Here is a 26956-nt window from a genome sequence, read left to right on the forward strand (position 1 = left end):
CCGTCCGGCGTTTGAGGACCGGGTCCGGGCAGCGCCCGGTTTCGGGAAGGGGCGGGGTGGGGGGAGAGCAGCGTCAGGCTCGCAGTGCCCCAATGGCGTCGGCCAGGGCGGACGGGACGTCCGGCACCAGGGTGTGGGCGCCGTCGCGGACGATGTGGCGGCCGCCGACCACCGTGTGGCGGACATCGGCGGCGGTCGCCGCGAAGACGGCCGTCTCGGCGGCCAGCCGCGGCAGCGGACCGGCCGTGCGGACGGAGTCCAGCGCGATCGTGGTGAAGTCCGCGAGCGCGCCCGTCTCCAGACGCCCCGCGTCGGCGAGTCCGAGCGCCGCGTGGCCGTCCTCGGTGGCGGCCGCGAGCAGCGCGTTCGCCGTCCAGTGGCCCCGGGTCCGGCTGCGCAGGCGCTCGTTGAGCTCCATCGCGCGGGCCTCCTCGAGCAGGTCGATCACCGCGTGGCTGTCGCTGCCCAGGGACAGCGGGCTGCCCGCGTGCTGGAGGCGGGTCGCCGGGCCGATGCCGTCCGCGAGGTCCCGTTCGGTGGTGGGGCACATGCAGGTGCCGGTGGTGGTGCCGCCGAGGAGGGCGATGTCCGTGTCGGTCAGGTGCGTGTTGTGGACGCCGGTGGTGCGCGGGCCGAGCACGCCGTGGTCGGCCAGCAGCTGGGTCGGGGTGCGGCCGTGGGCCGCCCGGCAGGCGTCGTTCTCGGCGGTCTGCTCCGAGAGGTGGACGTGCAGCGGGGCCCTGCGCTCCTCGGCCCAGCGGGCGACGGTGGCCAGTTCGGCGGCCGGTACCGCGCGCACCGAGTGGATGGCGGCGCCGATCAGGGCGTGCTCACGGGGCTTCAGCGCGCTCGCGCGCTCGGCCCAGGCCTCGGCGGTGCCGTCGGAGAAGCGCAGCTGGTGGCTGTTGGGGGCCTCCCCGAAGCCGGAGGACAGGTACGCGGTGTCCAGCAGGGTGATCCGGATGCCGGCCGCCGCGGCCGCCTCGATCAGGGCCTCGCCCATGGCGTTCGGGTCGGCGTAGGCGGCGCCGCCGGGGGCGTGGTGGACGTAGTGGAACTCGCCGACGTTGGTGATGCCGGCCAGCGCCATTTCGGCGTAGACGGCGCGGGCGAGCGCGAAGTAGCTGTCGGGGGTGAGGTTCTGGGCGACCTTGTACATGAGGTCGCGCCAGGTCCAGAAGGTGCCGGAGCCGACCTGGACGGTGCCCCGCAGGGCCCGGTGGAAGGCGTGGCTGTGCGCGTTGGCCAGGCCCGGGAGCGTCAGGCCGCGCAGCACCTCCGCCCCGGGGGGCGGGCTGTCCACACCGGTGCGCAGGGCGCCGATCCGCCCGTCGGCGGTGACCTCCAGGGCGACGCCCGGCTCGACGTGGGTGCCGAGCCAGGCGTGCTCCAGCCAGTACGTCAGCGGCATGCCAGTCCTTCCAGTACGTCGGCGAGGGCGAGCACACCGGCCACGCAGTCGTCCTCGGCGGCGAACTCCCGCGGGGAGTGGGAGACCCCGGTCGGGTTCCGTACGAACAGCATCGCGGTCGGGACGGCGGCGGAGAGGATCCCGGCGTCGTGTCCCGCCCCGGTTCCGAGGACGGGGACCGCCCCGCCCAGGATGCGGTTCATCTCGTCGCGCAGGGCGTGCTCGAACTCGACGACCGGGGTGAAGGACTCCCGGACGATGCCGAGGTCGATGCCGTCCTGGTCGGCGCGCTCGCGGGCGGCCTTCTCGATGGCGGTGACGACGGTGTCGAGGGTGACCTGGTCGGCGGCGCGGGAGTCGAGCCAGCCGCGTACGAGGGAGGGGATGGCGTTGACCCCGTTGGGCTCGACCGAGATCTTCCCGAAGGTGGCGACGGCCCCGGCGAGGGCCGCCTCGGTGCGGGCCGCCAGCACGGTCGCCGCGTAGGTGAGCATCGGGTCGCGGCGGTCGACGAGCCGGGTGGTGCCGGCGTGGTTGGCCTCGCCCCGGAAGTCGAACCGCCAGCGGCCGTGCGGCCAGATCGCGGAGGCGATGCCGACCCGGTCCCCGGAGAGGTCGAGCGCCCGGCCCTGTTCCACGTGCAGCTCGACGAAGGCGCCGATACGGCCCAGGCGTTCGGGGTCGGCCCCGATGGCGTCGGGGTCGTATCCGGCGGCCTCCATGGCCTGGGGCAGGGAGATGCCCTCGGCGTCGCGCAGCTCGTACGCCTTCTCCTTGGTCAGCTGCCCGGCGGTGAGCCGGGAGCCGACGCAGGCGAGCCCGAAGCGGGCCCCTTCCTCGTCACCGAAGTTGGTGAGGGCAAGTGGCCTGGAGAACTCCGCGCCCCTCCTGCGGAGTTCGTCCAGGGCCGCGAAGGAGGACACCACCCCGAGGGGGCCGTCGAAGGCCCCGCCGTCGGGGACGGAGTCCAGGTGCGAGCCGGTGACCACGGCGTCCCCCGCGAGGGGGTCGCCGAGCCAGGCCCACTGGTTGCCGTTGCGGTCGGTCTCGTACGTGAGCCCGCGCGCCTCGGCCTGCTCCTGGAACCAGGTCCGGCAGTCGGCGTCGGCCCCGCTCCAGGCGTACCGGCGGTATCCGCCGGTGTCGGCGTTGCGGCCGATGGGTGCGAGCTCGGCCCACATGTCGTGGAAGGTCACGCGTCGTCGCCCTCGCGCATGGGGACGCGGACGCCGCGCTCGTCGGCCACCGACTCGGCGATGTCGTAGCCGGCGTCGACGTGGCGGATGACGCCCATGCCCGGGTCGTTGGTGAGGACGCGGCGGATCTTCTCGCCGGCCAGCGGGGTGCCGTCGGCGACGGTGACCTGGCCCGCGTGGATCGAGCGGCCCATGCCGACGCCGCCACCGTGGTGGATGGAGACCCAGGAGGCGCCGGAGGCCACGTTGACCATGGCGTTGAGCAGCGGCCAGTCGGCGATCGCGTCGGAGCCGTCCAGCATGGCCTCGGTCTCGCGGTAGGGGGAGGCCACCGAGCCGCAGTCGAGGTGGTCGCGGCCGATCACCAGCGGCGCGGCGAGCGTGCCGTCGGCCACCATCTCGTTGAAGCGCTCGCCGGCCTTGTCGCGCTCGCCGTAACCGAGCCAGCAGATGCGCGCGGGCAGGCCCTGGAAGTGGACGCGCTCGCCCGCCATCTTGATCCAGCGGTGCAGGGACTCGTTCTCCGGGAAGAGCTCCAGCATCGCCTTGTCGGTCTTGTGGATGTCCGAGGCCTCGCCCGACAGCGCCGCCCAGCGGAAGGGGCCCTTGCCCTCGCAGAACAGCGGGCGGATGTAGGCGGGGACGAAGCCGGGGAAGGCGAAGGCCCGGTCGTAGCCGGCCAGCTGGGCCTCGCCGCGGATGGAGTTGCCGTAGTCGAAGACCTCGGCGCCGGCGTCCATGAAGCCGACCATGGCCTCGACGTGCTTGGCCATGGACTCGCGGGCGCGGGTGGTGAAGCCGGCCGGGTCCTTGGCCGCGTAGTCCGCCATGTCGTCGAAGGCGACGCCGACCGGGAGGTACGCGAGCGGGTCGTGGGCCGAGGTCTGGTCGGTCACGATGTCGACGGGCGCGCCCTCGGCCAGCATCTGCGGGAGCAGCTCGGCGGCGTTGCCGAGGAGGCCGATGGAGAGCGGCTTGCGGGCGTCGCGTGCCTCGACGGCCAGCTGGAGGGCGTGGCGCAGGTTGTCGGCCTTGACGTCCAGGTAGCGGTGCTCGATGCGGCGGTCGATGGCGCGCGGGTCGACGTCGATGCAGAGGGCGACGCCGTCGTTCATCGTCACGGCCAGCGGCTGGGCGCCGCCCATGCCGCCGAGGCCGGCGGTCAGGGTGATGGTGCCCGCCAGGGTGCCGTTGAACTTCTTGGCGGCGACGGCGGCGAAGGTCTCGTAGGTGCCCTGGAGGATGCCCTGGGTGCCGATGTAGATCCAGGAACCGGCGGTCATCTGGCCGTACATGGTCAGGCCGAGGTGCTCCAGGCGGCGGAACTCCTCCCAGTTGGCCCAGTCGCCGACCAGGTTGGAGTTGGCGAGCAGGACGCGCGGGGCCCACTCGTGCGTCTGCATCACGCCGACCGGACGGCCGGACTGGACGAGCATCGTCTCGTCCTGCTTGAGGGTCTGGAGGGTGCGGACCATGGCGTCGTACGAGCGCCAGTCGCGGGCGGCCTTGCCGGTGCCGCCGTAGACGACGAGCTTGTCGGGGTGCTCGGCGACCTCGGGGTCGAGGTTGTTCTGGAGCATCCGCAGCGCGGCCTCCTGCTGCCATCCCAGGGTGCTGAGCTCGGTGCCTCGCGCGGCACGTACGGGGCGGGGTCCTGACATGGCGGTGCCTCCTCCGATGTTGGTCAATCCATTCACATCCTCGCTCCATGAATAGATTCAGTCAACAGCTGCGGCCGGCCCCGTCGAATGATGGGATGGCCGACATGGCTGCACACACGGAGGGCGCGGGCGTCACCGAGGGCTCCGCCGAGAGCGCCGCCGCGCGCCGGGACCTGGCCGTACGGGCTGCCGTGGAGCAGGGGCTCGTGGGCGGGGCGGACGGCGCGGAGCCGCTGACCTGCCTGCTGGACGTCGCCGGGATCCGGGCCTCCGCCGCCGCCCTGACCGGCGCCTTCGCGGCCGCGCTGCCCCCCGGCACCCCCGTCCTGCACGCCTTCGCCGTCAAGGCCGCCCCGCTCGTCCCGGTGCTGCGGCTGCTCGCCGACGCCGGACTCGGCTGCGAGGTGGCCAGCCCCGGCGAGCTGGCGCTGGCCCGGGCGGCGGGGGTCCCGGCCGCCCGGACCGTCCTGGACTCCCCCGCCAAGACGGTGGCCGAGCTGCGCGAGGCCCTGGCGCTGGGCATCGCCCTCAACGCCGACAACCCGCAGGAGCTGGAGCGCCTCGACGCCCTCGTCGGCCGGGCGCCCGCCCCCGGCGCGGCCCCGATCGGCCTGCGGATCAACCCGCAGACCGGCGCCGGAACCATCGACGCCCTGTCCACGGCGACCACGACCTCGAAGTTCGGGATCGCCCTGCGCGACCCCGGCGCGCGGGCGTGGCTCGTACGGGCCTACCTGGACCGGCCGTGGCTCACCCGGCTGCACGTCCACTCGGGCTCCCAGGGCGTGCCGCTGGCCCTGATCGCCGAAGGGGTACGGGAACTGCACGCGCTGGCCGAGGAGATCAACGCGGCGGCCGGGCGGCGCCAGGTCGACACCCTCGACATCGGCGGCGGCCTGCCGGTGAACTTCGCCTCCGACGAGGAGACCCCCACCCACGCGCAGTACGTGGCCGCCCTGCGCGAGGCGGTCCCCGCCCTCTTCGACGGTTCGTACGGCCTGGTCACGGAGTTCGGCCGGTCCCTGCTGGCCAAGCACGGCCTGGTGCTGGCCCGGGTCGAGTACACCAAGACCAGCGGATCCCGGCCGATCGCGCTCACCCACGCCGGGGTCCAGCTGGCGACCCGGACCGCGTACGCCCCGGCGGCCTGGCCGGTGCGGATCCTGCCCTACGACGCGAAGGGCGCCCCGAAGACCGGCGACCCGGTGGCCCAGGACATCGCGGGCCCGGCCTGCTTCGCCGGGGACCTGCTGGCCACGGCCAGAGAGCTGCCCCGGCTGGTCCCGGGGGACCTGATCGGCGTCCCGGACACCGGCGCGTACTTCTTCACCGCGCACTACGGCTACAACAGCCTCCCGCGCCCGGCGGTCCACGGCTTCACGCTCACGGCGCCGGGCGAGGTCCGCTTCGGCCTTGCCAGGCCGGCGCAGGACGTGTCGGCGATCGTCGCGGAGGCGGGCGGCGCCCTCCGCGACGCCCTGCTGTAGCCCTGGGGCCGGAAACGGCCGGTTACTCCACGAACAGACCCCGCGCCGCGGCCCGCGCGTCGAAGGCCTCCAGCCGGGCCTGCGCGTCCGGCAGCGCGTCCGCCATCGACTCCAGCAGCACCCGCCCCAGCAGCATCGGCGCGCACGCCGTGTCGAAGGCCAGCCCGGTGCCGACCTGGGCCGGAATCAGCAGGTCCGAGTGGCGGGCCACCGGGGCGAAGGCCGAGTCGGCGACCGTGACCACGGTCAGCCCCGCCTGCCGCGCGCGTTCCAGCGTGTCCACGACCTCCCGGGGGTGGCGGGGCAGCGCGAAGCAGAGCAGCGCCGTGGCCCCCTCGTAGAGCGCCGCGTCGATGCGGTCCTCCATCATGGAGCCGCCCTCGTCGAGGAGCCGCACGTCCGGGTGAACCTTGGACGCGAAGTACGCGAACCCGCGCGCCTGCGAGGAGGCCGCCCGCAGCCCGAGCACCGGCAGCGGCGTCGAGGCGGCGAGCAGCCGCCCGGCCTCCTGGACCGGCGCGGGATCGGCGAGCATCGCCGCCAGCTGCCGCAGGTTCTCGATCTCTCCGAGGACGGCCTGCTGGTACTCGTTGTACGAGTCCTCGTGGGCGGCCTCGGGCCGCTCGGCGGGGGCCACCTCGCGCAGGTGGCGGCGGAGCGCGGGATATCCGTCGAAGCCGAGCGCCACGGCGAACCGGGTCACCGAGGGCTGGCTCACCCCGGCCAGTTCGGCGAGCTCGACGCTCGACAGGAAGGGCACCTCCGCCGCTCCGCGCACCATGCAGTGCGCGATCCGCCGCTGGGTCGGCGTCAGCCGGTGCCCCTCGAAGAGCTTCTGCAGCCGCGCGGCCGGGCTGTCACTCATCCCGTCCCCTCCGTCCCGGTGAGATATTCAGTCACGGAGCACTCTGCATGCGGTTATGCAGCGGGGCAAGCCGGTGCCCGCGATGCGGATACGGGGGCTAGCCCCAGTGCCGGGGCCCGCGGGGGTTCCTACGTTGGGGGTATGGACGCCCACGCCCGAGAGCTGAAGAAGGAATTCGACGCGACGATGGACGCCCGGCGCGAGCTGGGGCCGGAGTACGAGGCCGCGCTGGTGGACTCGTTCGTCGAGAAGGTCGACACGCAGGTCCGGCGCCGGCTGGCGGAGGAACGCCTGTCCGCTGCCCGCGGGGACGGCCGGACGCCGTCCGCGCTGCCGGGGGACGGGAACTTCGGCGAACGCTTCGGCTTCGCGATCATCACCCTGGTCCTGGCGATCCCGCTGTCGGCGATCGCCGCCACGCAGGCCCGGCTGGCGGGGCTGATCGTCGCCTGGGCGGGGATCGTGGGCGTGAACTTCATCCATGCCCGGCGCCTCCGGCGCGGCACCCGGGACTCCGGGGTCTGACCGGCCGCCGGCCGGGCGCGGGTCCGCTGCGGGGCGCTGCCCCGAACCCCCGCGCCTCGAACGCCGACGGGCGAAAAGTGTACGCGGGGACCGCCGCACCCCGGTTGCCCGGGGGCGGGACGACGGCGGTCCCCGCGGAGGACACGGCCGGGTCAGGGCCGTCCGCGTCCGTGGCGTTCGCGCGGTCCGGGAGCCGCTCCGGAGGTACGCGAACGCCGTTCGGTGGTGCCGGCCGGGTCCCGGTCTCCCGGACTTCCCTGCCGACGACCACCACTGTGCCCCGGCCGTGTTAAGCCGGTGCTGCCGCCACGTGTCGGGCCCGTACCGATTGCGCGAAGGCCGTGCGCGGCTCCGTACGCCTGCGGACTACTTCGCGGCCTTGGCGAGGAAGGCCAGCAGGTCCTGACGGCTCACCACACCGGTGGGCTTGCCCTCGACCAGCACGATCGCCGCGTCCGCCTCGCCGAGCACCTCCATCAGCTCGGACACCGGCTCGCCGGAGCCGACCTGCGGCAGCGGCGAGCTCATGTGCTTCTCCAGCGGGTCGGTCAGGGACGCCCGCTGCGCGAACAGCGCCGCGAGCAGCTCCTTCTCGACCACGGAGCCGATGACCTCGGCGGCCATCACGTCCGGGTGACCGGCGCCCGGCTTGACGATCGGCATCTGCGAGACGCCGTACTCGCGCAGGACCTCGATGGCCTCGCCGACGGTCTCCTCGGGGTGCATGTGGACGAGGGAGGGGATGCCGCCCTCCTTGTCGTTCAGCACGTCGCCGATGCGGGCGGCCGGTCCGGCCTCCTCCAGGAAGCCGTGGCCCGCCATCCACTCGTCGCTGAAGATCTTGCTCATGTAGCCGCGGCCGCTGTCCGGCAGCAGGACGACGACCACGTCGTCCGGGCCGAGGCCCTCGGCGGCGCGGAGGGCGGCGACGACCGCCATGCCGCAGGAGCCGCCGACCAGCAGGCCCTCCTCCTTCGCCAGGCGGCGGGTCATCTGGAAGGAGTCCTTGTCGGACACCGCGATGATCTCGTCGGTGACGTCGGGGTCGTAGGCGGTCGGCCAGAAGTCCTCGCCGACGCCCTCGACGAGGTACGGGCGGCCGGAGCCGCCGGAGTAGACCGAACCCTCGGGGTCGGCGCCGATGACCTTGACCTTCCCGCCGCTGACCTCCTTGAGGTAGTTGCCGGTACCGGAAATCGTGCCGCCGGTGCCGACGCCCGCGACGAAGTGGGTGATCTTCCCGTCCGTCTGGTCCCACAGCTCGGGGCCGGTGGTCTCGTAGTGCGAACGGGGGTTGTTCGGGTTGCTGTACTGGTCGGGCTTCCAGGCGCCCGGGGTCTCGCGCACGAGGCGGTCGGACACGTTGTAGTACGAGTCCGGGTGCTCGGGGTCGACGGCGGTCGGGCAGACAACGACGTCGGCGCCGTAGGCGCGCAGCACGTTGATCTTGTCCATGGACACCTTGTCAGGGCAGACGAAGATGCACTTGTAGCCCTTCTGCTGGGCCACGATGGCGAGTCCTACACCCGTGTTGCCGCTGGTCGGCTCCACGATGGTGCCGCCGGGCTTGAGGGCTCCGCTCTGCTCGGCGGCCTCGATCATCCGTACGGCGATCCGGTCCTTCACGGATCCACCGGGATTGAAGTACTCGACCTTCGCAAGGACGGTGGCCTGCAGGCCTTCGGTCACACGGTTGAGCTTCACCAGCGGGGTGTTGCCGACGAGGCTGATCATCGAGTCGTGGAATTGCACCATGTTCTCCAAGGAGGGGACTCCACGGGTTCTCCGGGAGGTCCGGCCAGAGTATGCGGAAAGGGATTGGCCGACCGTGCGTACGGGGCAGGTAGGGGTCAATGGGGACCGAGGAGGTGGCCTGAAGGATGTCCAGGGCGAGAACAGCCCGCCGGATCGCGGCGGGGGCAGCGTACGGCGGAGGCGGACTCGGACTCGTCGGGGCCGCCGCGGTCGGGCTGGTGGTGGCCGAGATGCAGTTCGCCAAGCGCACGGTGGGGTCGGGGCTGCCGGACCCGCCGCGCGCGGACGGGCTGTACGGGAGCGAGTTCGGCGGGCCGGAGCAGAGCCCGGGCCCGCTGCGCCTGGGCATGCTGGGTGATTCCACGGCAGCCGGCCTGGGCGTGCGGCGGGCCCGGCAGACTCCGGCGGCCCTGCTGGCCTCCGGGCTGGCGGCGGTGGCCGAGCGGCCGGTCGAGCTGCGCAACGTGGCTCTTTCGGGTGCCATGTCGGACGATCTCGACCGGCAGGCCGGCCTGCTGCTGGACGGCGCCTCACCCGCCCCGGACGTCTGCGTGATCATGATCGGCGCGAACGACGTGACGCGCCGGATGCCGCCGACCCAGTCCGTGCGGCTGCTGACCTCGGCCGTCCGCAGGCTGCGCATGGCCGGTGCCGAGGTCGTCGTGGGCACCTGCCCGGACCTGGGCACGATCGAGCCGGTGTACCAGCCGCTGCGCTGGCTGGCCCGCCGGGTCTCGCGCCAGCTGGCCGCCGCGCAGACCATAGGAGTGGTCGCACTGGGCGCCCGTACGGTCTCCATGGGGGACCTGCTGGGTCCTGAGTTCGCCGCCAACCCGCGCGAGATGTTCGGCCCGGACTCCTACCACCCGTCGGCGGAGGGGTACGCGACCGCGGCCATGGCCGTGCTGCCGACCCTCTGCGCGGCGCTCGGCCTGTGGCCGGAGTCGGACCGGCTGGACGTGTCCCGGGACGAGGACATGCTGCCGGTGGCGAAGGCCGCGTCGGCCGCCGCGGGCCAGGCGGGTACGGAGGTCACGGCGGTCCGCGGCCCCTGGGTACTGCTCAAGCACCGCCGTCGGCGGCGGGTGCCGGCCACGGACCCGGCCCAGCCGGTGGTGCCCTGAGCGGACGTCCCGCGGGCGAGTGCGGCCCGTGTCACACGCCCCGGCCGGTGACCTGGACCGTACGGGGCGGTAACTTCGCTTGCGGTCCCGCTCAGAGCCGCAACACACCCTTGGAGTCCCGATGCCCGAAGCCGTCATCGTTTCCACCGCCCGCTCCCCCATCGGGCGCGCCTTCAAGGGGTCCCTCAAGGACGTGCGGCCGGACGACCTGACCGCGACGGTCATCCAGGCCGCCCTGGCCAAGGTCCCCGGCCTGGACCCGCGCGAGATCGACGACCTGATGCTCGGCTGCGGCCTGCCCGGCGGCGAGCAGGGCCACAACCTGGCCCGCATCGTGGCGGTGCAGATGGGCATGGACTTCCTGCCCGGCGCCACCATCACCCGCTACTGCTCCTCCTCGCTCCAGACCTCCCGCATGGCCCTGCACGCCATCAAGGCGGGCGAGGGCGACGTCTTCATCTCCGCGGGCGTCGAGATGGTCTCCCGGTCCGTGAAGGGCTCCTCCGACGGCCTGCCGGACACCCACAACCCGCTCTTCGGCGACGCGGAGGCCCGTACGGCCGCGGTCGCGCAGAGCGAGGGCGCGTCCTGGCACGACCCGCGCGAGGACGGCCTGGTCCCCGACGCGTACATCGCGATGGGCCAGACCGCCGAGAACCTGGCCCGCCTGAAGGGCGTGACCCGCCAGGACATGGACGAGTTCGGCGTCCGCTCGCAGAACCTCGCGGAAGAGGCCATCAAGAACGGCTTCTGGGCCCGCGAGATCACCCCCGTCACCACCCCGGACGGCACGGTCGTCTCCACGGACGACGGCCCGCGCGCCGGCGTGACCCTGGAGGGCGTGCAGGGCCTCAAGCCCGTCTTCCGCCCCGACGGCCTGGTCACCGCCGCCAACTGCTGCCCGCTCAACGACGGCGCCGCGGCGCTGGTCATCATGAGCGACACCAAGGCCCGTGAGCTGGGCCTGACCCCGCTGGCCCGGATCGTCTCCACCGGTGTCACCGGCCTCTCCCCCGAGATCATGGGCCTGGGCCCGGTCGAGGCGTCGAAGCAGGCCCTCAAGCGGGCCGGCCTCACCGTCGGCGACATCGACCTCTTCGAGATCAACGAGGCCTTCGCGGCCCAGGTCATCCCGTCGTACCGGGACCTGGAGATCCCGCTGGAGAAGCTGAACGTCAACGGCGGGGCCATCGCCGTCGGTCACCCCTTCGGGATGACCGGTGCCCGGATCACCGGCACTCTGATCAACAGCCTGCAGTTCCACGACAAGCAGTTCGGTCTCGAGACCATGTGCGTGGGCGGCGGCCAGGGCATGGCCATGGTGATTGAGCGCCTGAGCTAATTGGATCAAGAGCGGACCCAGGCGCCGCAAGGGATCCGGCCGGATCCCTTGCGGCGTACCGACGCCCCATCCAACCCACTCGCAGCCGACCTGTGACCAAATTTCCCCCAGGATGTGACCTATCTCCTGGGGGATCGGTGTTTACCCAGGTCAGAGCCGGTACAGCTGCTACGCGTGTGACGAAAGCCCTGTCCATTTCGTGACGTAATGCACTGCACGCCATTCCCAGGTCGGGACACTCTGATGTAGGAAGTCGGGGGATCGAATCACTTCAGGAGTTAGTCAGTGAGCGCCATGTCTCTTGCCCTGCTGCTGACCACGGCCGCTGCGACCGCCGTGGGCGCTGCTGCGCTGCACGCCGTCCATGGTCTGCGCAAGCAGGTCACCGCCCTGCGCACCGAGCTGGCGCTGCCGGTCCACCCTCGTGGTGCGACCGTCCCGCACGCCCGCAGCGCCGTCGAGTCCCCCGCCGCGGAGATACGAGCCGCGGTGGCCGAAGCCCTCGCCGAGGAGCGCGAGCGCGAGCTGGCCGAGGCGCGTGCCTTCTGGGCCGCGCAGGAGGCCCGCGACGCCGCCGACGCTCCCTCGCTGCTGGGCGGCCTGCCCGGGCTCGGCGAGGAGAGCCCGCTCTTCCTGCCCCGGCAGGCCGACCTGGTGGGGCTGGAGCCCGTACTCGGCGAGGAGATCCTCGACGAGCTCCCCGGGTACCCCGAGGATTCGGCCGAGCTGGCCGCCGCGCGCCGGCGCCACCCCTCGCACCCCGACTTCGTGCCGGCCCAGGCCTCGCACCCCGGCGCCGACCACGAGCGCACCGTGAACCGCCTCGAGGAGCTCGCGGAGGCCCGTACGGCCCTCGCGGACGTCCGGCCGGGCCCGCTGGGCACGCTCGACGTGTACGTCTTCACCGACGGCACGACGCTGTGCATGACCCCCGGGCACCGGGAGACCGCGGAGCGCCTCGCCGAGGCCCTGCGCTCGGGCACCGCGCCCGTCCTGCTGGGTGGTTCGGGCATCTCCGGCGCCTACGCGCTGACCTTCTCCTGCGGTGACACCGAGGACCCCGACAGCAACGTCTACATCCTCGCGGACCGCGTCATCGCATCGCTCTGATCTCCGCCTGCTCCACCAGCCGCACGGCCTCGTCCAGCACCTCGGACGGGGCCTTCGCGCCGTCCTGGGCCGGGATGGCGGCGCGCAGCGCCTCGGCGAGGTCCCGCCCGGTCACCGCCACCTGGTCGCCGACGACGAAGATGCCGGCGTCGGGCACCTCCCTGGGCGCCTGCCCGGGGGTCTCGATCCGCTGGGCCCGTACGGAGAGCTCGCGGGCCAGGTCCAGCGCCGCGGCGGCGGCGCCCTGCTGCAGGCGGCTCTGCGGCGCGGCCCGCAGCCGGTCGGCGAAACGTTCCACGACGGCGGTCAGGGGCGAAGTATCAAGCACGCGGCCGACCCTACGCGCCGCCCGGGCACCATTGCCAACGGGCGAACTCTCCGGCACGGTGGCGTGAAGAGAACAGCACGGCGATACCTCCGGAGGCGCCCATGTCCGTAGAGTTCTCCGAGCAGACCCACCGCAACATGATCGACAGAATCCCCCAGACCACCGGTCGTGAACTCTCCGACTGGCTCCGCACCGTGGACGACGGCCCCTCACTCGTCCGGTTCGAGGAGAAGGTCAGCTGGCTGCGCGGCGCGCACGAACTGTCGTACGGCCAGGCCAAGGCGATCATCCACGAGTACGACCTGCGCAGAGCCGCACGCCGGTTCGGCTGAGCCCTCGCCCCCGACCCACATGCCCCCGATTCCCTCGTCCTCGTACCCCTGGATGCGGGAAGGCCCCGCGAGCGGTGTGCTCGCGGGGCCTTCCCCATGCCGTGCGCAGGCCGGTCGGTCGGCCTGCGGGTCCTGCTAGTCGTCGCCCGAGAGGATCGAGAAGATGCGCAGCATCTCGACGTAGATCCAGACCAGGGTCATGGTCAGGGCGAAGGCCGCCAGCCAGGACTCCTCGCGCGGAGCGCCGTAGGCGATGCCGTCCTCGACCTGCTTGAAGTCGAGGGCGAGGAAGCAGGCGCCGAGGATGACGCCGATGGCGCCGAACAGCAGGCCGAGGCCGCCGCTGCGGAAGCCGAGGCCGTCACCGCCGCCGAAGATCGCGAACAGCGAGTTCACGAGCATGAGCAGGATGAAGCCCAGGGTCGCGGCCATCACGAAGCCGTAGAAGCGGCGGGTGACGCGGATCCAGCGCATCTTGTACGCGAAGAGCACGGCGGCGAAGACGCACATCGTGCCCATCACGGCCTGCATGACCACGCCGGGGCCGAGGTAGGTGCTGACGGCCGCGCTGATGACGCCGAGGAAGACACCCTCGAAGGCCGCGTACGCCAGGATCAGGCCCGGGACGGGCTTGCTCTTGAACGACTGGATGATCGCGAAGACGAACGCGACGAGGCCGGCACCGATGGCGATGGCGTACGACGTGCCGAGGTTCTCCGGATCGACCGGCAGCGCCACCCAGGCGAGGGTGGCCGTCACGATGAGCGTGCCGAGCGTCATGGCCGAACGGCTCACGACGTCGTCCATGGTCATCACGTTGGCGCGGGCCGGGGCCTGCGGCATGCCCGTGGTCGGGTCGGTCGCGTACGGGTTCGTCGCGTACGGGTTGGTCCCGGCCTGCTGCGGCTGCGCGTCAAACCCCGCGTAGCCACCGTTGTCGCGGCTGAACCCCCGTCGCGAGAAGACCGGGTTACTGCTCCTCATCTCACTCCTCCGTGGCCACCGAGCGCGGCCTTGCAACAAGAGTAATGCGCTCGCAAAGAAAGCACCCTACTGCTGGAGGAGGATCTTAGGAGAAGGCGCGGCGAAGCGCAGGAGATAAAGAGGGGGACTCCGCGAGAGCTGCGGAGTGCCCGGAGCCGGACTTGAACCGGCACGGCCCGAAGGCCAGCGAGGTTTAAGCTCGCCGTGTCTGCATTCCACCATCCGGGCAAGGCGTGGCGGCCCCCGTGAAAAAGCCTTGAACGCTGAGCCGAGCCTATCCGGATCGCTCTCCCTGCCGAGCAGCGAACTTTCCGATGTTGTCTGATTTTATTGGCGCTTGAGGGTCCGTCAGACCCGAGAATGCACGGTCGGCCGGTTCTGGGCGTCGATCACCACCTGTACGGGAATGACGGAATTTCGATGGCCCGCGCCACCCCCTGCGCCACCCTCCGCGCCACCCCGGGCCACCGCCCGTCGACCAGGGCTCCTGTCATACCAGAGGAGGAGGCGCACCCTCCCGCCGTCAGACTCCAGTGGGCCGGGGAACAGGCACGGCGGCTGATCCGCAGCGGGCACACCCGCGGCGAGGATGGAACCGTCCCCGCACCGCAGACCGAGGAGCCGTCCCGTGACCACCATGAACTACGCCCCGCACACCACCCAGGCCGTGGCCGCCCGCGCCACCGGCCTCTCCAAGGTGTACGGCCAGGGCGAGACCCAGGTGGTCGCCCTCCAGAACGTCACCGTGGACTTCGCGCAGGGACAGTTCACCGCGATCATGGGCCCCTCGGGCTCCGGCAAGTCCACTCTGATGCACTGCGTCGCCGGACTCGACACCTTCTCCGCGGGATCCGTCCGCATCGGCGACACCGAGCTGGGCAGCCTGAAGGACAAGCAGCTCACCCAGCTCCGCCGGGACAAGATCGGCTTCATCTTCCAGGCCTTCAACCTGCTGCCGACCCTGACGGCCCTGGAGAACATCACGCTCCCCATGGACATCGCCGGCCGCAAGCCCGACAAGCAGTGGCTGGACTCCGTGATCAGCATGGTCGGCCTCTCGGAGCGCCTCTCCCACCGCCCCACCCAGCTCTCCGGCGGCCAGCAGCAGCGCGTGGCCGTCGCCCGCGCCCTGGCCTCCCGTCCCGAGATCATCTTCGGTGACGAGCCCACCGGAAACCTCGACTCCCGCTCCGGCGCGGAGGTCCTCGGCTTCCTGCGCAACTCGGTGCGCGAGCTCGGCCAGACCGTGGTGATGGTCACCCACGACCCCGCCGCCGCCTCCTACGCGGACCGCGTCATCTTCCTCGCCGACGGGGAGATCGTCGACGAGATGCTCAACCCCACCGCCGACGGCGTGCTGGACCGTATGAAGGCCTTCGACGCCAAGGGCCGCACCAGCTGATCCGGGCCCCCTCCGAAGCCCTCCTCCAGACTTCCAGCCCCAGGACTCGAATCCCATGTTCCGTACCGCCCTGCGCAACGTCCTCGCGCACAAGGCCCGGCTGCTGATGACGGTGCTCGCCGTCACCCTCGGCGTCGCCTTCGTCTCCGGCACCCTCGTCTTCACCGACACCCTCAAGAAGTCCCTCTCCGGCCAGTCCGCCAAGAGCTACGAGGGCGTGGCCGTCTCCGTCACCTCGTACGGCCAGGGCCGCAACGAACAAGGCGAGAAGGAGGGCGAGCCCGGCATCGGCCAGGCCACCCTCGACAAGGTCAAGGCGCTCCCGGGCGTCGGCTCCGTCTCCGGACGCGTCAGCGGCTTCGCCGGCGTCGGCGACGAGAACGGCAAGCTGATCGGCGCCGGCTGGTCGAACCAGGGCGCGAACTACTCGCCCGTCAAGGACGGCAAGGACCCGCGCTACGCCTTCGTCCAGGGCGCCGGCCCGGCCAAGGCCGACGAGATCGCGCTCGACAAGGCGACCGCCGACACCGGCACGTACAAGGTCGGCGACAAGGTCCGCGTCGCGACGAACGGCCCGGTCAAGGAGTACTCCCTCGCCGGTGTCTTCACCACCGAGGACGGCGGCGTCCAGGCCGGCGGCAGCCTGGTGCTCTTCGAGACCAAGGTCGCCCAGGAGCTCTACCTCAAGCCGGGCTACTTCCTGGAGATGTCGGTCGCGGCCAAGGACGGCACCTCCGCGGAGAAGCTGCTCGCCGACATCAAGCCGCTGATCGACGCCAAGCACACCAAGGCGCAGACGGGCGCCGCGCTCGCCGCGGAGCAGGCCAAGGACATCGAGGAGGGCCTCGGCCAGATGGGCACCATGCTGCTCGTCTTCGCCGGCATCTCGCTGTTCGTCGGCATCTTCCTGATCTACAACACCTTCACCATGCTGGTCACCCAGCGCACCAAGGAGCTGGCCCTGCTGCGCGCCGTCGGCGCCAACCGCGGTCAGGTCATGCGCTCGGTGCTCACCGAGGCCCTGGTCGTCGGCGCCGTGTCCGCCGTCGTCGGCCTGATCGGCGGCATCGGCCTGGCGGTCGCCATGCGCTCCGTGCTCGGCTCCTTCGGTGCCAAGCTCCCGGGCGGCGACCTCGTGATCGCCCCGGGCACGATCATCGCGGCCCTGGTCATCGGCATCCTGGTCACGACGGTCGCGGCGGTGCTGCCCGCCTGGCGCACCGGCCGGATCGCCCCGGTCGCCGCCATGGGCAGCGCCCACCTGCCGGCCACCGCGAAGTCGCTGGTCGTGCGCAACGTCATCGGCTCGATCATCAGCGTCCTCGGCATCGGCCTGGTCGTGCTCGGCGTGTCCAAGGGTGGCGACACCGGCCGCATGACCATCGGCGCGGGCGCGTTCTTCATGCTCATCGGCATGATCGTGCTGCTGCCGCTGCTCTCCAGGCCGGTCATCGGTGCCGTCCGCCCGCTGCTGCAGAAGGTGTTCGGGGTCCCCGGCAAGCTGGCCTCCCAGAACGCCGTCCGCAACCCGCGCCGCACCGCCGTCACCGCCGCCTCCCTGGCGATCGGTCTGACCCTGGTCACCACCCTGTCGGTGCTCGGCATCACCGTCGGCAAGGTCGTCGACCGGATGAGCACCGAGAAGCTCAAGGCCGACTACAAGGTCTCCATGGCCGGCGGCATGGGCTACCTCGACAAGTCGGTGGCCGAGACCCTGGCCAAGACCCCGGGCATCAAGGCCGTCTCCCCGCAGACGGCCGGCTACTTCATGGTCGGCGACGACTTCCGGTCCGCCTCCGGCGTCAACCCGGCCGCCATCGGCCAGCTGCTGAACATCGAGACCCTCGGCGGCTCGGTGGACTCCCTCGGCAAGGGCGAGGTCCTGGTCGCCGAGAAGACCGCGAAGAAGCAGAACCTCGGCGTCGGCTCCACGATCAAGGTGAAGTACGACGACGGCCAGGAGGGCACCCTCAAGGTCGGCGCGGTCTACAAGGACATGGAGGGCCTGCTCTCCCCGTACGTCATCGACGACAAGATCCTCACCCAGCACAGCGAGGAGAGTGCCGTCAGAGAGGTGTACGTCAACATCGACGGCGGGGCGTCCAAGGCCGGCCAGCAGAAGGTCGTCGACGCGCTCGGCAAGAACCCGGCCATCAACGTCGCCACCCAGCAGGACATGCGCAACGAGATGGGCGGCATGATCAACACCATGCTGAACGTCATGTACGGCCTGCTCGGCATGGCGCTGATCATCTCGGTGCTCGGCGTGGTCAACACCCTGGCGATGTCCGTCTTCGAGCGGACCCAGGAGATCGGCATGCTGCGGGCGATCGGTCTTGACCGGGGCCGGGTCAAGAACATGATCCGCCTGGAGGCCGTGGTGATCTCGCTCTTCGGAGCCACCCTGGGCATCGCCATCGGCATCTTCCTCGCCTGGGCGGTCGGCACCACGATGGCGAAGGCCATGCCGAACTACGAACTGATCCTCCCGTGGGACCGGATCGGCATCTTCCTCCTGCTGGCCGCCGTGGTCGGTGTCCTGGCCGCCATGTGGCCGGCCCGCAGCGCCGCCCGCCTGAACATGCTCACCGCCATCAAGACGGAGTAGCGCGCGGCAGCGGCGTGGACGACGGAAGGGCCCCCGAGGCATCCTTGGGTTCTAGGAGTCGTTGCAACACCCCAGTCCTGCACCTGCCGGGCGACCACGGGGCTGAGGCCGTCCTTACCGCCCTGACAGCTACTGCCCAGACCCTGCCCGCCCAGCTGAAGCGGTCCCTGACCTGGGACCAGGGCAGCGAGATGGCCCGCCACCACCAGTTCACCCTCGCCACCGACATCCCGGTCTACTTCTGCGGCCCCGCCAGCCCCTGGCAACGCGGCTCGAACGAGAACACGAACGGTCTGCCGCGGCAGTACTTTCCCAAGGCCACCGACCTGGCGGTCCACGATCACGAGCACCTGGCCGCAGTCGCCGACCAGCTCAACCGGCGCCCACGCAAAACGCTCGGCTGGGAAACCCCAGCCGAGCGCCTGCATAAACTGCTCGCGGCCTAGACAACCCACCACGTGTTGCAACGACCGCTAGAAACCGCCATCGCCTCGGGGGCCCTTCCCCGTTCCCGAGGTGCTGCTAGTGCTGTGACCGGACAGGTTCACCGGGTCGCGACGCCCGGCACGGCACCTCGCGGCGTTGTCGGACCACGGAAGGACGTCCAGTACGAGCCGTGGCCCTCCGCCTGGCGATGCACCGCACCGGACGCCGCGACCCGGCAAACCTTTCCGGCCACAGCACTAGGCCGTTTCCGCGTCCCAGGTGCGCAGGCGTAGCGGCAGGCGGGCGTCTCCGGAGGCCGTGGGACGCACCGCCAGGACCTGGTTGACCCCGAGGCGGCCCCCTTCGAAGCCGAGCGCGCAGGCGGCCATGTAGAGCTGCCAGACCCTGGTCCGCCCGGGCGAGGTCAGCCGTACCGCCTCGGCCCAGTGCTCCTCCAGCCGGGCCACCCAGGCCCGCAGGGTCAGCCCGTAGTGCTCGCGCAGCGCCTCCACGTCGCGGACCTCGAAGCCGGCCCGCTCCAGTTCGCCGACGGTGGTGCCGAGCGGGGAGAGCTCCCCGTCGGGGAACACGTAGGCGTCGATGAACTCGTCGATCCGGTACGCCTCTTCGTCCGGCTCCGGACGGCGGGCGATCTGGTGGTTCAGCAGCCGCCCGCCGGGGCGCAGCAGGCCGTGCAGGGTGCGGGCGTACTCCCGGTAGCGGTCGGCGCCGACGTGTTCGGCCATCCCGATGGAGGAAATGGCCTCGTACGGCCCGTCCTTGACGTCCCGGTAGTCCTGGATCCGGATGTCCACCAGATCGGCCAGCCCCTCCTCCGCGACCCGCTTGCGGGCGTACACGGCCTGCTCGCGGGAGAGCGTGACGCCGGTGACCCGGACGCCGTACTCGCGGGCGGCGTGCAGCGCCATGGAGCCCCAGCCGCAGCCGACGTCCAGCAGCCGGTCCCCGGGCCGCAGGGCGAGCTTGCGGCAGACCAGGTCGAGCTTGTCGCGCTGGGCCTGCTCCAGGGTGGAGCCGGGGCTCCAGTAGGCGCAGGAGTACACCATCGAGGGGCCGAGCACCCGCTCGTAGAAGTCGTTGCCGACGTCGTAGTGGTGGCTGACGGCCCGGCGGTCGCGGCCCTTGCTGTGGCGCTGCCCGCCCCGCCGGTCCGCCTCCTCGGCGGGCGGCGCGGGCGGCGGCAGCGGTCCGGCGAGGGCGATCAGCTCGCGCGCGGCGGCCCGGTTGGCGGGGTCGCGCCACCGGGCCCCGGGGAGGGCGGACAGCGCGGGCAACCCGGCGCGGCGCGCGAGGGCCGCGAGCCGCGGCGGCCCGCCCTGCGCCGTGGAGGCCGTGGGGCCGGCGGCGACGGGCGGCACGTCCGGGTCCCGTGCCCAGAGCAGGCCCGCCACCCGGTCCAGCAGGTCGAACAGATTTCCCTCGACCGTCAGTTCCCCTGCCACCCACGCCCGGGCGAGCCCCAGCTCGCCGGGCCTCCACAGCATCCGCCGCACGGCGCGGCGGTCGTGGATCACGAGCACGGGGCCGTCGGGCGGGCCGGCCTCACTGCCGTCCCAGGCCCGGACGCGTACCGGCAGCGGGGCACCCAGAAGTGTTTCGGCAACAACGGCGAGCCGCGGCGCGGCGTCGGTCATGGCGCACCTCCACAAAAGCTCCGACCCCTCCGTCTACCCATCCCGGGCCCCGGGTACGCCGAAGGGGCCGCCCGCACCACGGATGGCGGGCGGCCCCTTCGGGGTCGTACGGGTCGTACGGGTGAAGCGTGCGGAGCCGGTGGGGCTCAGGTCCTGCCGGTCGGACCGGTCAGGAGGCCTTGGCCTTCGCGGCCGGAGCCGCGGCGGCGGCCGGAGCCGGCGCCGGCTTGGCGGCCTCGTAGAACTCCTCGCGGGGGGTCTCCAGGGCACCGAGGGAGACGACCTCGCGCTTGAGGAACATGGCGAGGGTCCAGTCGGCGAAGACACGGATCTTGCGGTTCCAGGTCGGCATGGCCATGCCGTGGTAGCCACGGTGCATGTACCAGGCGAGCCGGCCCTTGAGCTTGATCTTCGTCTTGCCCATGACGATCATCGCGACGCCCTTGTGGAGGCCGAGGCCCGCCACCGCACCCTTGTTGGAGTGCGAGTACTCGCCCTGCGGGAAGCCCCGCATGCCCGAGATGACGTTGTCGCCGAGGACCTTGGCCTGACGCAGCGCGTGCTGGGCGTTCGGCGGGCACCAGGCGTTCTCGACGCCGGCCTTGCGGGAGGCCATGTCCGGAACCTGGGCGTTGTCGCCCGCGGTCCAGATGTAGTCCGTGCCCTTGACCTGGAGGGTCGGCTCGGCGTCGACGTGGCCGCGCGGGCCCAGCGGCAGGCCGTAGCGGGCCAGCACCGGGTTCGGCTTGACGCCGGCGGTCCACACGATGGTGCTGGAGTCGACCTCGAGGCCGTTCTTCAGCACCACGTGGCCGTCCACGCAGGAGTCCATGGAGGTGTTGAGGTAGATCTCGATGCCGCGGGACTCGAGGTGCTCCTTGCCCCAGGTGCCGAGCTTGGGCCCGACCTCGGGAAGGATCTTGTCGGCCGCGTCGACCAGGATGAAGCGCATGTCCTCGCGCTTGATCGTGGAGTAGTACTTCGCGGCGTCGCGGGCCATGTCCTCGACCTCGCCGATGGTCTCCGCACCGGCGAAGCCGCCGCCGACGAAGACGAAGGTGAGGGCCTTGCGGCGGACGTTCTCGTCCGTCGTGGACTCGGCCTTGTCGAGCTGCTCGAGGACGTGGTTGCGCAGGCCGATGCCCTCTTCGACGCCCTTCATACCGATGCCCTGTTCGGCGAGGCCGGGGATCGGGAAGGTGCGGGAGACGGCGCCGAGCGCGATCACCAGGTAGTCGAAGGGCAGCTCGTACGCCTCGCCGACCAGCGGCGTGACGACGGCGACCTTGCGGTCCTGGTCGATGCTGGTGACCCGGCCGGTGAGAACCTCTGCCTTGGGCAGCACGCGTCGCAGCGGAACGACGACGTGCCGAGGCGAGATGCTGCCTGCGGCCACTTCAGGGAGGAAGGGCTGGTAGGTCATGTACGAGCGCGGGTCGACGACCGTGACGGTCGCCTCGCCGTAACGCATCTTCTTCATGATGCGCTTGGCTGCGTACAGGCCTACGTACCCACCTCCTACAACGAGGATCCTGGGACGCTCCGTGGTGCTCATGGAACGAGTATCCAGCACCCAAAGGGGTGTCGCTCGTGAGCCCCTTCACAAGGACCTGGAGACCCTCTGCTACACTCCGCCGCCCACGTGACGGAGGTCATGACACGCGACGGGAACCGCGAGGGGTCCGGAGTCGTTGTTCACCCGTCCTGAACTGGCCTCCAAGGCCGGAACCGGACTGGACCACAGGGGTTCGTCCATACGTCTGACGCGGAAGCCGTCGCTTCCGCCGATCGCACGAACGCGCGCGAAAAGGGGCCTATGGACCTCCGGAAGGGCCCAAAGGACCCTTCCGTCGACCCAACAGACCCCTTTTCCTTGTGAAGAACTTCACGAAGTTCGTTTGGATCACCGACCCAGGAGCCCTTCACAAGCTGCTTCGAAGGTCGTTCAGGCGATGGACCAAGCGATTCCATCGAGGATGTCGTGCTCCGACACGACAACCTCGGATGCACCGATGCGTTCCATGATCGCCAGAAGCACCAGAGCGCCCGCGCCGATCACGTCCACCCGGCCCGGGTGCATCACCGGAATCGCCGCGCGCTCGGCGTGCGTCTGCGTCAGCATCCGCTCGCTGATCTCGCGGACCTGCTCGTAGGAGATCCGGGAGTGGTGGATGGCGGACGAGAGGTACTCCGGCAGCCCCAGCGCGATCCCGGCGACCGTCGTCACCGAGCCGGCCAGGCCCACCAGGGTGCGCGCCTCGGACAGCGGGACGCTCTCGGCGGCCAGGTCCAGCGCCGCCTCGATGTCGGCCCTGATCGCGGCGACCTGCTGCGCGGTCGGCGGGTCGGTGACGACCCCGTCCACCACCAGGTGACGCTCGGTCATCCGGACACAGCCCACGTCCACGGAACGGGCGGCCCTCACGTGCTCCTCGCCGACCACGAACTCGGTCGAGCCGCCGCCGATGTCCACCACCAGGAACGGCCGCCGAAGGTGTTCGTGCGCCGTGAGCTCCTTGGTGGCGCCGGTGAAGGAGAACTCCGCCTCCTGGTCACCTGAGATCACCTCGGGCTCGACACCCAGGATGTCCAGGACGCCCCGGACGAAGTCCGCCCGGTTCTCGGCGTCCCGGGAGGCCGAGGTCGCCACGAAGCGCAGCCGCTCCGCGCCGAACTCCTTGATGACCCCGGCGTACTCGCGGCAGGCGGCGAAGGTGCGCTCCAGCGCCTCCGGCGCCAGGCGCCCGGTCCGGTCCACGCCCTGGCCGAGCCGGACGATGGTCATCCGGCGGTCCAGCTCCACCAGCTCGCCGGTGGCGGGGTCACAGTCCGCCACGAGCAGCCGGATGGAGTTCGTACCGCAGTCGACGGCGGCGACCCGGGTCACGCCTGCTGCTCCTTGTCGTCCTTCTTCTCCCCGCACGGGGTGACGCAGGCGCCCTTGGCCCACCACTCGGGCAGCATCGCCAGCGCCTCGTCGCCGAACGGGTTCACCCCGGGGCCGGCGGCGAGGGAGTGGCCGACCAGCACGTGCAGGCACTTCACCCGGTCCGGCATGCCGCCGGCGCTCGGGAAGCCCTGGAGCACCTCGATGGCGTCGCGCCGCTCGATGTAGTCCTCGTGGGCGGCCTGGTAGGCGGCGGCCAGTTCCTTGTCCTCGGCGAGCCGGGCCTGCATCTCCTTCATCACGCCGTTCGCCTCCAGCGTGCCGATCGCGGAGGCCGCGCGCGGGCACGTCAGGTAGTACAGCGTCGGGAAGGGGGTGCCGTCGGGGAGCCGCGGGGCGGTCTCCACCACGTCGGGCTGCCCGCAGGGGCAGCGGTGCGCGATGGCGCGCAGCCCGCGCGGGGGGCGGCCGAGCTGCTGCTGGAACGCCTCGATGTCGGCGTCGGTCGGCTCGGTCCGGTCGGTCTGGGGCGGGGGCGTCTGCATGCCTGGAGGAAGTCTCTTCGTTCTCGTGGATGGGTGCTGCGGTACGGCGGTACGGGTCAGTCGCCGGGGCGGTCGGCCTTGTCGACGCCGTCCCAGACGTTGGAGTACCAGGGGCGGTCGGAGCCGGCGTTGCCGGTCCGGTGCGATTCCTGGGGCCGGGCCCCGGGCTCGCTCATGATGTAGCCGATCTCCCCCGGGCGCAGGAAGTGCAGGTGCTTGCGCGCCTGCTGCTCCGCGTAGGCGTCGTCCTGCCAGCGGGCCTTCTCGTCGCGGAGCCGCTCGAGGCGGTCCCGCGCGGCCGCGGCGGCCCGCTGCTGCTCCGCGATCTCCGAGCGCTGGGACACGTACTGGCGCATCGGATACGCGAGGGCGACGACCAGCGTACAGAGGACGAGGACCAGGAGCGCGGCGCGGCCGGTGAGCCGGCTGCGGCGGACCTGGCGCCGCGACTGCGAGCGGTAGACGTGGGCGGCGGTCCGCTCGCCGAGCTGCTTGAGCCTGGTCGCGGTGGAGAAGGTGGAGAACCGATCCCGGTTCCCGGCCATTGGTCCGCCTCCCCTAGGTACGCACTACGCAATACGTCCCCGCACACGGTACGGGACCGAGTGCGGGGACGTACGGAGGCCAGCCCCTCAGGGGGGTGATTAGCCCTTGAAGCGCGGGAAGGCGCTGCGGCCCGCGTACACCGCGGCGTCGTCGAGGATCTCCTCGATGCGCAGCAGCTGGTTGTACTTGGCGACGCGGTCCGAGCGGGCCGGGGCGCCGGTCTTGATCTGGCCGCAGTTCACGGCGACGGCGAGGTCGGCGATGGTGACGTCCTCGGTCTCACCGGAGCGGTGGGACATCATGCACTTGAAGCCGTTGCGCTGGGCCATCTCGACGGCGTCCAGGGTCTCGGTCAGCGAACCGATCTGGTTCACCTTCACGAGCAGGGCGTTCGCCGAGCCCTCCTCGATACCGCGGGCCAGACGCTCCGGGTTGGTGACGAACAGGTCGTCACCGACGATCTGGACCTTGGCGCCGAGGCGGTCGGTGATGACCTTCCAGCCGGCCCAGTCGTCCTCGTACAGCGGGTCCTCGATGGAGACGAGCGGGTACGCGGAGACGAGCTCCTCGTAGTACTCGGTCATCTCGGCGGCCGAGCGGGACTGGCCCTCGAACTCGTACTTGCCGTCCTTGTAGAACTCGGACGCGGCGACGTCGAGCGCGAGCGCGATGTCCTTGCCCGGGGTGTAGCCGGCCTGCTTGATGGCCTCGACGATGAGGTCGAGCGCGGCGCGGTTGGACTCCAGGTTCGGGGCGAAGCCGCCCTCGTCGCCCAGACCGGTGGAGAGGCCCTTGGTGTGCAGGACCTTCTTGAGGGTGTGGTAGACCTCGGCACCCCAGCGCAGCGCCTCGGAGAAGGAATCCGCGCCGATGGGGGCGATCATGAACTCCTGGATGTCGACGTTGGAGTCGGCGTGCGACCCACCGTTGAGGATGTTCATCATCGGAACGGGCAGCAGGTGCGCGTTCGGACCGCCGAGGTAGCGGAAGAGCGGAAGGTCCGAGGCCTCGGACGCGGCGTGCGCGACGGCCAGGGAGACGCCGAGGATGGCGTTGGCGCCGAGCGAGCCCTTGTTGTCGGTGGCGTCCAGGTCGAACATGGCCTGGTCGATCAGCCGCTGCTCGGTGGCGTCGTAGCCGACGAGCTCCGGGCCGATCTGCTCGATGACGGCGAGGACGGCCTTCTCGACACCCTTGCCGAAGTAGCGGTCGGGGTCACCGTCACGGAGCTCGATGGCCTCGAATGCACCGGTGGAGGCGCCGGACGGAACTGCAGCACGGCCGGTGCTGCCATCGTCGAGGCCCACCTCGACCTCGACCGTGGGGTTGCCTCGGGAGTCCAGGATTTCCCGGGCTACGACGACGTCGATGGACGGCACGAGCATCTCCTTCTGGGATGTGACGCTGGGTGTGCGGTGGCGTGTCAGGCCGTGGGATGGCCTTGCCGCTTAGAGCCTAACCGGCTCCGGGCACTCGACCGTCCGACCGCCCGGACCCTGGGACGAAAAAGGGACCGAATACCCCTCTTCCGGGACATAGGTCGCTTGATCATCGGCCTTCGGCGGCCACGAACAGCACCGCCCGGCGCGTGGGGCACGCGCCGGGCGATGGAATCCTGCACACGGTCAGAGGACGTCGCGCGCAGGGTTTTGCGGCTTTTGCCGCAGTGTTCAGCTGAGCTTCAGCTTCTGGCCCGGGAAGATCAGGTCGGCGTCCGAGACGATGTCCTTGTTCAGCTCGAAGAGCTTCTCCCAGCCGCCCTTGACGCCGTTGACCTCGGCGATGGTGCCCAGCGTGTCGCCCGCCTTGACCTCGTACGAGCCGTTGCCGGTCTTCGGCGCGGACGGAGCCTCGGTGCGCTCGGAGCGGGTGACCGGAGCCTCGGCGCGCTTGGTCTCCTTCTTCGGCGCGGCCTTCGGTGCGGCCTTCGTCTCGGTCTTCGGCTTCGGCTGCGGCTTGGTCTCGGTGCCGCCACCGGTGTACGAGGAGTTCGACAGGCCCTTGCCGCAGGACGGCCAGGCACCCTTGCCCTGGCTCTTGAGGACCTTCTCCGCGACGGCTATCTGCTGCGCCTTGGAGGCCTGGTTGGCCTGCGGGGCGTACGACTTGCCGCCGAACCCGGCCCACGTGGAGGACGAGAACTGCAGGCCGCCGTAGTAGCCGTTGCCCGTGTTGATGGCCCAGTTGCCACCGGACTCGCACTGCGCGACCTTGTCCCACTCGGAACCGGTGGCGGCGCTGGCGGTGCCCGCGGCCATCAGGGGGGCGGCCACGGCCACACCGGCGACACCGGCGAGCGTTGCGATGCGGACGGACCGCTGGATGGCAGTACCGCGACGGTGCTTGCCCTTGCCGGAAAGCAGCATGGAGTTTCTCCTCACCGACGCCTACGAGGTGAGCTGTCGGGTTCGGGCGAGTGAGTTGCCCGGCCGTGCGACCTAGCGCACGTCTTAACCCCAAGCCGGTGGCGTGACCGTCTCTCAACGGCCGCTCCCGGCACCTACCTTGGTTCCCCCGCTCCTGCCTTCGGCGCTTGACGCGACGACTGTTCCCCCCGTCCGCCGGCAGGATTCGGCGATGCGGTCGAAGGAGCCCGCGGTGGCGAGCGATTCAGAAGGTAGACAGGTCTCTCCCCGATGTTCAACGAGCGACATCGGGGAGAGAGGGCCCCTACTTGCGTCCCTCCAGGGGGTGTTTGCGCAGGTGAGGCCGGGGTTTGCGGAAGCCCCGGGGCGAGACACGCCAGTTGACCGGAAGAGACGCATGT

General features: G+C 71.2%; 22 protein-coding genes, 1 tRNA gene, 1 pseudogene and 1 riboswitch. Of the genes and pseudogenes, 9 read left to right on the forward strand and 15 right to left on the reverse strand.

What is annotated here, in order from left to right; translation table 11 throughout:
• Positions 1–73: 73 nt before the first annotated feature.
• The 3 genes from ACGFZK_RS23680 to hutU are packed head-to-tail and all read right to left on the reverse strand — an operon-like array spanning position 74 to position 4268.
• On the reverse strand, positions 74–1411 hold the full coding sequence (locus ACGFZK_RS23680) for a formimidoylglutamate deiminase (RefSeq protein ID WP_393850851.1): 1338 nt from the start codon (positions 1409–1411) through the stop codon (positions 74–76).
• On the reverse strand, positions 1402–2592 hold the full coding sequence (locus ACGFZK_RS23685) for an allantoate amidohydrolase (protein ID WP_393850944.1): 1191 nt from the start codon (positions 2590–2592) through the stop codon (positions 1402–1404). Before ACGFZK_RS23685 ends, ACGFZK_RS23680 begins: the two co-directional genes overlap by 10 nt.
• A gap of 11 nt (positions 2593–2603) precedes the next feature.
• On the reverse strand, positions 2604–4268 hold the full coding sequence (hutU, locus tag ACGFZK_RS23690) for a urocanate hydratase (RefSeq protein ID WP_393850852.1): 1665 nt from the start codon (positions 4266–4268) through the stop codon (positions 2604–2606).
• Positions 4269–4372: 104 nt separating this feature from the next.
• Here hutU and ACGFZK_RS23695 point away from each other — a divergent pair, with 104 nt between their 5' ends.
• Positions 4373–5755, forward strand: coding sequence for a diaminopimelate decarboxylase (locus tag ACGFZK_RS23695; protein ID WP_393850853.1), 1383 nt, complete (start codon positions 4373–4375; stop codon positions 5753–5755).
• 22 nt (positions 5756–5777) lie between these two features.
• Here ACGFZK_RS23695 and ACGFZK_RS23700 read toward each other — a convergent pair whose 3' ends face one another.
• A complete protein-coding gene (locus ACGFZK_RS23700; protein ID WP_393850854.1) occupies positions 5778–6620 on the reverse strand; it encodes a MurR/RpiR family transcriptional regulator in 843 nt (280 codons plus the stop codon).
• 141 nt (positions 6621–6761) lie between these two features.
• On the opposite strand from ACGFZK_RS23700, the gene ACGFZK_RS23705 reads away from it, so the two are divergent.
• Positions 6762–7145 (forward strand): hypothetical protein, encoded by a 384-nt coding sequence (locus ACGFZK_RS23705; RefSeq protein ID WP_393850855.1) that lies wholly within the window; start codon positions 6762–6764, stop codon positions 7143–7145.
• A gap of 366 nt (positions 7146–7511) precedes the next feature.
• On the opposite strand, the gene ACGFZK_RS23710 is transcribed toward ACGFZK_RS23705, so the two are convergent.
• Positions 7512–8897, reverse strand: coding sequence for a cystathionine beta-synthase (locus tag ACGFZK_RS23710; protein WP_393850945.1), 1386 nt, complete (start codon positions 8895–8897; stop codon positions 7512–7514).
• Positions 8898–9025: 128 nt separating this feature from the next.
• On the opposite strand from ACGFZK_RS23710, the gene ACGFZK_RS23715 reads away from it, so the two are divergent.
• The 3 genes from ACGFZK_RS23715 (at position 9026) to ACGFZK_RS23725 (ending at position 12476) form a co-directional block, all read left to right on the forward strand.
• Positions 9026–10024 (forward strand): SGNH/GDSL hydrolase family protein, encoded by a 999-nt coding sequence (locus tag ACGFZK_RS23715; protein WP_393850856.1) that lies wholly within the window; start codon positions 9026–9028, stop codon positions 10022–10024.
• A gap of 121 nt (positions 10025–10145) precedes the next feature.
• Complete coding sequence (locus tag ACGFZK_RS23720) at positions 10146–11366, forward strand: acetyl-CoA C-acetyltransferase (protein ID WP_393850857.1); 1221 nt, start codon at positions 10146–10148, stop codon at positions 11364–11366.
• Between the two features lie 294 nt (positions 11367–11660).
• Entirely contained in the window at positions 11661–12476 is an 816-nt protein-coding gene (locus ACGFZK_RS23725; protein ID WP_393850946.1) for a hypothetical protein, read from the forward strand.
• Here the strand turns inward: ACGFZK_RS23725 and ACGFZK_RS23730 are convergent.
• Positions 12460–12804: a hypothetical protein gene (locus tag ACGFZK_RS23730; RefSeq protein WP_393850858.1), complete on the reverse strand. Its 345-nt coding sequence runs from the start codon at positions 12802–12804 to the stop codon at positions 12460–12462. The two genes, ACGFZK_RS23725 and ACGFZK_RS23730, sit on opposite strands and share 17 nt — an antisense overlap.
• Before the next feature lie 101 nt (positions 12805–12905).
• Here ACGFZK_RS23730 and ACGFZK_RS23735 point away from each other — a divergent pair, with 101 nt between their 5' ends.
• Complete coding sequence (locus tag ACGFZK_RS23735; RefSeq protein WP_189971141.1) at positions 12906–13136, forward strand: DUF4287 domain-containing protein; 231 nt, start codon at positions 12906–12908, stop codon at positions 13134–13136.
• A gap of 135 nt (positions 13137–13271) precedes the next feature.
• Here the strand turns inward: ACGFZK_RS23735 and ACGFZK_RS23740 are convergent, their stop codons facing one another.
• Positions 13272–14120, reverse strand: a complete 849-nt coding sequence (locus tag ACGFZK_RS23740; RefSeq protein ID WP_393850859.1) for a Bax inhibitor-1/YccA family protein — start codon at positions 14118–14120, stop codon at positions 13272–13274.
• A 146-nt stretch (positions 14121–14266) separates the two neighbouring features.
• Positions 14267–14348: transfer RNA gene (locus tag ACGFZK_RS23745), tRNA-Leu, on the reverse strand.
• A 409-nt stretch (positions 14349–14757) separates the two neighbouring features.
• Here ACGFZK_RS23745 and ACGFZK_RS23750 point away from each other — a divergent pair.
• From ACGFZK_RS23750 to ACGFZK_RS23760, 3 genes and pseudogenes are all read left to right on the forward strand, one after another.
• A complete protein-coding gene (locus ACGFZK_RS23750) occupies positions 14758–15522 on the forward strand; it encodes an ABC transporter ATP-binding protein (protein ID WP_393850947.1) in 765 nt (254 codons plus the stop codon).
• A 55-nt stretch (positions 15523–15577) separates the two neighbouring features.
• Positions 15578–18130, forward strand: a complete 2553-nt coding sequence (locus tag ACGFZK_RS23755; protein ID WP_393850860.1) for an ABC transporter permease — start codon at positions 15578–15580, stop codon at positions 18128–18130.
• Between the two features lie 104 nt (positions 18131–18234).
• Positions 18235–18576, forward strand: a pseudogene (locus tag ACGFZK_RS23760) (IS30 family transposase); the annotation flags it as partial.
• A 237-nt stretch (positions 18577–18813) separates the two neighbouring features.
• Here the strand turns inward: ACGFZK_RS23760 and ACGFZK_RS23765 are convergent.
• From ACGFZK_RS23765 to ACGFZK_RS23795, 7 genes are all read right to left on the reverse strand, one after another.
• On the reverse strand, positions 18814–20211 hold the full coding sequence (locus ACGFZK_RS23765; protein ID WP_393850861.1) for a class I SAM-dependent methyltransferase: 1398 nt from the start codon (positions 20209–20211) through the stop codon (positions 18814–18816).
• 169 nt (positions 20212–20380) lie between these two features.
• Positions 20381–21766, reverse strand: coding sequence for an NAD(P)/FAD-dependent oxidoreductase (locus tag ACGFZK_RS23770; protein ID WP_393850862.1), 1386 nt, complete (start codon positions 21764–21766; stop codon positions 20381–20383).
• A 390-nt stretch (positions 21767–22156) separates the two neighbouring features.
• Complete coding sequence (locus tag ACGFZK_RS23775) at positions 22157–23098, reverse strand: exopolyphosphatase (RefSeq protein WP_393850863.1); 942 nt, start codon at positions 23096–23098, stop codon at positions 22157–22159.
• Positions 23095–23643: a DUF501 domain-containing protein gene (locus ACGFZK_RS23780; RefSeq protein WP_393850864.1), complete on the reverse strand. Its 549-nt coding sequence runs from the start codon at positions 23641–23643 to the stop codon at positions 23095–23097. Before ACGFZK_RS23780 ends, ACGFZK_RS23775 begins: the two co-directional genes overlap by 4 nt.
• Positions 23644–23699: 56 nt before the next feature.
• Entirely contained in the window at positions 23700–24188 is a 489-nt protein-coding gene (locus ACGFZK_RS23785) for a septum formation initiator family protein (RefSeq protein WP_393850865.1), read from the reverse strand.
• A 99-nt stretch (positions 24189–24287) separates the two neighbouring features.
• On the reverse strand, positions 24288–25574 hold the full coding sequence (gene eno, locus ACGFZK_RS23790) for a phosphopyruvate hydratase (protein WP_393850866.1): 1287 nt from the start codon (positions 25572–25574) through the stop codon (positions 24288–24290).
• Positions 25575–25859: 285 nt separating this feature from the next.
• A complete protein-coding gene (locus ACGFZK_RS23795; protein ID WP_393850867.1) occupies positions 25860–26555 on the reverse strand; it encodes a transglycosylase family protein in 696 nt (231 codons plus the stop codon).
• A gap of 3 nt (positions 26556–26558) precedes the next feature.
• Positions 26559–26731, reverse strand: a riboswitch (cyclic di-AMP (ydaO/yuaA leader).
• Between the last annotated feature and the right edge of the window lie 225 nt (positions 26732–26956).

The organism is Streptomyces sp. NPDC048257 (genome assembly GCF_043201855.1).
Taxonomy (GTDB): domain Bacteria; phylum Actinomycetota; class Actinomycetes; order Streptomycetales; family Streptomycetaceae; genus Streptomyces.